The sequence below is a fragment of the Aquabacterium sp. genome (assembly GCF_004297345.1).
GTDB lineage: Bacteria > Pseudomonadota > Gammaproteobacteria > Burkholderiales > Burkholderiaceae_C > Aquabacterium.
On record NZ_SCTN01000115.1, the window covers coordinates 1 to 4,812 of the forward strand.

The window sequence follows — 4,812 nt, forward strand, 5'->3', positions numbered from 1 at the left end:
GTGATCCGATCGGCCTGACCTTCGCTATCCTGGGCCCCATCATCCTGCTGGTCACGGCCGCCTGGAGCATTTCCTTCGACATCGAGCACGTGGCCTTCTCGGTGCTGGACCATGACCAGAGCTACGACAGCCGCCAGTTGATCGAGCACTTTGCTGGTTCGCGCTACTTCGAGCAAAAAGAACCCCTGCGCGACATGGCCGATGTCAACCGGGTCCTGCAAGCGCACGACGCTGCCTTGGTGGTGGAAATCCCACCGCATTACGGGCAAGACCTGATCGGCGGGCGCCATCCGGAAGTGGCCTTCTACATCGATGGCGCCAGCCCCTTCACTGCCGAGAACATCCGCGGCTATGCCACCGGCATCGTGCTGGAGCACGCCATGCGCTTTGCCAAAGAACAACCGGGATTGGTTCCGCCCACCCTGCCAGCCAGCATGGAGCCGCGCTTTTCCTACAACCAGGAGTTCCGCAGCATCTATGCCTCCACACCCGGCTTGCTGATGCTGTGCCTGATCATCATTCCGGCCATGCTCACGGCCCTGGGCGTGGTGCGCGAAAAAGAGATGGGCTCCATCATCAACCTGTATGCCTCGCCAGCGAGCGTGGGCCAGTTCCTGCTGGGCAAGCAACTGCCCTACATCGCGCTGGCCATGGCGAGCTTCCTCACCCTCGTCTTTCTCACCATCGTGCTGCTGCAGGTGCCGCTGAAAGGCAGCTTCTTTGCATTGACGCTTGGCGCCCTGACCTTCGTGTTCGCCACCACGGCACTGGGCCTGTTGATCTCGGCCTTCCTGCAATCGCAGGTGGCAGCCTCGTTTGCCTCCGCCATCATCTGCCTGATTCCTTCTGTGAACTTCTCAGGCTTGCTCTACCCGGTATCAACCTTGACCGGCTCGGCTTTGTGGGTCGGCAAAGGCTTCCCCGCATCGTGGTTCCAGTTGATCAGCCTGGGCACCTTCACCAAGGGCCTGAGCTTTGACAGCTTCCTGCCCATGTACGCGGCGCTGACCGGTTTCGGGCTGCTCTATCTGGGGCTGGCGCGCGTGCTGGTCAAGAAGCAGGAAGGTTGAACATCATGCGCCAATGGATCTTCAACGTCTCGCGCCTGGCCATGAAGGAGCTGCGCAGCCTGTTTGGTGATGTGCCACTGATGGCGCTGATCATCTTCGCATTCACAGTGGCCATCTACTCCACGGCCAAGGGCGTCAAGGCCGAGGTGGCCAATGCCTCGGTGGGCATCATCGACAGCGACAACTCCGCCTTGTCGCGCCGCCTGCGCGACGCCATCCGCCCGCCTTACTTCAAGCCCCCACGCGACATCACCCATCAGGAGGCCAGTCTGGCGCTGGACCGCAGCGATGTCATCTTCGTGATCGACATCCCGCCGCGCTTCGAAGCCGATGTGCTAGCGCGCCGGGCCCCCGCCATCCAGGTCACGGTCGATGCCACGGCCATGACGCAGGCCGGGCTGGGCGTGGTCTACCTCAACCAGATCTTCCTCAAGGAGTTGCTGGACTTCTTCCACCAGCAAGGCATTGAATCGATGTTGCCCGCGCCGCCCGTGATGCACGTGCTGTTCAACCCGAACAACCAGTCGCACTGGTTCACCTCGGTCATGCAGATCGTAACCAACGTGACCGTGCTGGCCATCATCCTGGTGGGCGCGGCCGTGATCCGCGAGCGCGAGCACGGCACGATCGAGCACTTGCTGGTCATGCCCGTTCGCCCCAGCGAAATTGCCATGGCCAAGATCCTGGCCAACGGCGGTGTGATCCTGCTGGCCGTCAGCCTGTCGCTGTGGCTGGTGGTGCATGAGTGGCTGCACGTACCGTTGCTGGGCTCGGTGCCGCTGTTCCTGGCCGGCACAGCGCTCTACCTGTTTGCGGTCACGGCCTTGGGTATCCTGCTGGCCACGCTGGCCTCGTCCATGCCGCAGTTCGGGCTGCTGGCCGCACCGGTCTATGTGGTGCTTTACCTGCTGTCTGGCGCCGCCACGCCAGTGGAAAGCATGCCTCAGCTGATTCAGCGTATCGTTCAGATCTCGCCCACCACCCAATTCGTGAAGATGACCCAGGCCGTGCTGTACCGAGGCGCGGGCATCGACATCGTCTGGCCCCAGCTGCTGGCTGTGGCCGCTTGCGGGGCCCTGTTTCTTTTCATCGCCCTGACAAGATTCCGCTCGATGCTGGCCAAGCAAGGCTGACTTCGGCACACACAAGGTGAATCCCATGAGCAACGACATCCAGGTGCAGTCCCCCACACCCACATCTCCAGCCGACCAATGGCAGGAACTGGTCCACAAGATCGACCGCCATGTGCAGGGCGAGCTGGGCCAGTTGACGGGGGGCATGTCGCACATCCACGGCATGCTGGTCTACCTGGACTGGCTATCGCACCTGATGGTCTCACCGGGCAAGCAACTCGATGTGGTCAAAGGCACGCTGGAAGACGCGCAACAAGCTGCGGCCAACCTGATGCAGGCCAACCCTTCGGCCACCTGCTGCACCGACCCGCGCTTCAGCACCCCAGCCTGGCAGCACTGGCCTTACAACCTGTATGCCCAGACCTTCCAGGTGATGGAACGCGCGTGGGACCGCGCCACCCGCGACGTGCCCGGCGTCAGCCACAAGCACGAAAACGTGGCGACCTTTGCTGCACGCCAGTGGATGGACGTGTTCTCGCCCTCCAACGTGCCCTGGATGAACCCGGATGTGGTCAATGCCACGCAGGACGAGCACGGCCTGAACCTGTTCCGTGGCGCCCTGAACTGGGTGGATGACCTGCACCGCATCGCGCACAAACTGCCTCCCGCCGGCGTGGATCAGTTCACTCCTGGCGAGAACGTGGCCATCACGCCTGGCAAGGTCGTGTTCCGCAACCACCTGATCGAATTGATCCAATACAGCCCGACCACGGAGAAGGTTCACGCCGAGCCCATCCTGATCGTGCCGGCCTGGATCATGAAGTACTACATCCTGGATCTCTCACCGCAGAACTCGCTGGTCAAGTTCCTGGTCGACCAAGGTCACACGGTGTTCATGATCTCGTGGCGTAACCCGACCTCGGCCGACCGCGATCTCGGCATGGAGAACTACCGCGTTGACGGGATCATGGCCGCGATCGACACCATCAGCGCCATCGTGCCCGAGCGCAAGATCCACAGCGTAGGCTACTGTCTTGGCGGCACCATGCTGGAGATCGCCGCTGCCACCATGGGCCGCGATGGCGACGAGCGCCTGGGCACCATCACCCTGTTTGCCGCACAAGGCGACTTCACCGAAGCCGGCGAGTTGCTGCTGTTCATCAACCACAGCCAGGTCAACCTGCTGGAGGCCATGATGGCCGAGCAAGGCGTGCTGCAGGGCTCGCAAATGGCAGGCGCCTTCAAGCTGCTGCATACCAGCGATCTGATCTGGTCGCGCGCCTTGAAGGACTACATGCTGGGCCAACGCGACAAGCCCAATGACCTGATGGCCTGGAACGCCGACACCACGCGCATGCCTGCCCGCATGCACTCGGAATACCTCAACAAGCTCTTCCTACACAACGACCTGGCCACCGGTCGCTATGAAGTCAACGGCGCGCCGATATGGTTCACCGACATCCGCATCCCCTGCTTTGCCGTGGGCACCATCAGCGACCACGTGGCGCCCTGGAAGTCCGTCTACAAACTGCATCTGCTGCCGCTGGACATCACCTTCGTGCTCACCAGCGGCGGCCACAACGCCGGCATCGTGAGCGAGCCAGGCCACTCCAAGCGCCACTTCCAGATTCGCCATCGTGCCGCAGACGAACGCTACATCGCCCCCGAACGCTGGCAAGCCGAAGCCCCGCATCAGGAAGGATCCTGGTGGCCCGCCTGGGAAAACTGGCTGGTGGCGCACTCCAGCGGCCTGACCGCACTGCCTCGCATGGGCCTGCCCGGCCAGAAGAAGAAGCTGCCCGACGCCCCTGGCGACTACGTGCACGAGCAATAAGCACAACAAAATCAAGCACCCTAAAACCAAGAGGAACCCGTGAATACTGCTGCCCCTGTGATGCTGGAAAACCGCTGCTACGACGAACTTCAAGTGGGTGACAGCGCCTCCCTCACCCGCGAACTGAGCAAGGCCGACATTGAATTGTTCGCCATCCTCAGTGGCGACGTGAACCCTGCCCACCTTGATGAGGCATACGCCCGTGACACGCCCTTTCACAAGGTCATCGCACATGGCATGTGGGGCGGCACGTTGATCTCGACCGTGCTGGGCACCAAGCTGCCAGGCCCGGGCACGATCTATGTCGGCCAGCAACTGCGCTTCGTGCGTCCCGTGAACGTGGGCGACATCATCACGGTCAAGGTCACCGTCAAGGAAAAGCGCGACAAGAACATGGTGCTGCTGGACTGTCTGTGCAGCAACCAGTTGGGCAAGCCCGTGATCACCGGTGAGGCCGAGGTCATGGCGCCCACGCAGAAGGTCAAGCGCGAAGCGCGCCCGCTGCCTGATCTGCAACTGAACCGCCATGAGCGCTTCGCTCAACTCATGGGTCTGACGAAGGCCCATGACGCGATCCGCTGTGCCGTGGTCTTCCCTGACGCCGCCCACAATCTGCTGGCCATGCTCGACGCGGTCAAAGCCGGCCTCATCAAGCCCATCATCATCGGCCCAAGAGCCCACATCGAATCGATTGCCGCCGAACTGGGCGTGGACCTGAGCGGATGCGAATGGGATGAGGCCCCCACGCCCATGCGTGCCGCCCTGCAAGCCGTGGCACTGGCCCGATCTGGTGGCGTGGACGCCATCATGCAAGGCCACATCGGCCGCGAAACCT

Annotated in this window: 4 protein-coding genes; all 4 read left to right on the forward strand. The window is 62.4% G+C overall.

Going from position 1 to position 4,812, the window contains the following annotated elements:
- The coding region (locus EPO09_RS03440) for an ABC transporter permease (protein WP_290640165.1) at nucleotides 1-1,070 on the forward strand (1,070 nt) is incomplete at its 5' end.
- Between the two features lie 5 nt (nucleotides 1,071-1,075).
- Nucleotides 1,076-2,203 (forward strand): ABC transporter permease, encoded by a 1,128-nt coding sequence (locus EPO09_RS03445; RefSeq protein WP_290640167.1) that lies wholly within the window; start codon nucleotides 1,076-1,078, stop codon nucleotides 2,201-2,203.
- Between the two features lie 25 nt (nucleotides 2,204-2,228).
- Nucleotides 2,229-3,977 (forward strand): alpha/beta fold hydrolase, encoded by a 1,749-nt coding sequence (locus EPO09_RS03450; RefSeq protein ID WP_290640169.1) that lies wholly within the window; start codon nucleotides 2,229-2,231, stop codon nucleotides 3,975-3,977.
- 39 nt (nucleotides 3,978-4,016) lie between these two features.
- Nucleotides 4,017-4,812: bifunctional enoyl-CoA hydratase/phosphate acetyltransferase (locus EPO09_RS03455; protein WP_290640171.1), on the forward strand; the 796-nt coding region annotated here is incomplete at its 3' end.